Origin of the sequence: Methylobacterium sp. J-026 (assembly GCF_022829585.1) — a bacterium.
Classification (GTDB): domain Bacteria; phylum Pseudomonadota; class Alphaproteobacteria; order Rhizobiales; family Beijerinckiaceae; genus Methylobacterium.
In genome coordinates this window covers 1-902 of sequence record NZ_JAKSYC010000207.1, presented here as the reverse complement: position 1 = coordinate 902, position 902 = coordinate 1, and the positions used below count along the sequence as shown (strand labels likewise).

Here is a 902-nt window from a genome sequence, read left to right as displayed (position 1 = left end):
AATTCGATGGAAGACGCCCTATCCAATCGCCCAAAGTTCGAACGAGCGGGGGAATGTCTCCGACACATAGACCGATTTCGAACCAACTTCGCCGTTTTCACGCCTCTCGCCTGATCTTGAAAGCCGTCATTCGAGCACGCCGAGGTTGGTGGATGCTGGTGTACCGGCGTGACCACCGAGCACTGCATCTCGGAAAATAGACGTAGCTAAAAACGCTTGACCAGCATATGTCTTGGAAAATCTTGTGTACCAGAGGCATGCTGCAAAATATTGCAATCTATCAGCGTAAATTCGATTAGTAAAAAACATTAAATTATGAAAAATGGCAAGAGACACGATTTATTTTATCTAAGAACGGGCAGAAACTTCACCGACGGCCATGATCAGCCAGCTCGTCTGTGTTGGCGAGCCGCGTACCCATGTCTGACACAACGAAGAGCGCTCTTGTCAACGGTTGCGGCTGTAGTGTGATATCCCTGTCGATCAAAGTCGCGAAGGCGCTACGTCGAGAAAAGTCTGGCGTCCAAACGACCAGGAAGTCGCGATTGGGGATCCCGGCAAATACCATGGAACTTCGAAGCGCCTGCCGGACACGAGCCATAAAACGTGGGAGCAGCAAGCGCGCTGCATCGAAACCATCGTAGGTCTGTAGCGTAAAATAACCGCCAGTGCCTTTGTGCTTTGGAGGCTGGATTTCGATTTGGTCTGATACCGTTTCTAGATTGGCGACCGCGATTTCATCGACGGTTTCTTGTGGAACTTGCCACCCCTCGAACTGAGGCTGCAACAAGAGCGCGTATCGTTCATTCTGGTCTATAGCATAGACCCTCATAAGATCGGCCATGAAGTCGCGGCTCACGATCGGAGGTGTGGCCCGACGGTACTCTCGGGGCGCAATCTGT

The 902-nt window shown here is 51.4% G+C and carries 1 protein-coding gene; it reads right to left on the bottom strand.

Going from position 1 to position 902, the window contains the following annotated elements; translation table 11 throughout:
- Positions 1-367: 367 nt before the first annotated feature.
- Positions 368-902, bottom strand: a 535-nt coding sequence (locus tag MKK69_RS18695; RefSeq protein WP_243970282.1) for a DUF1444 family protein, incomplete at its 5' end; no start/stop codon positions are given.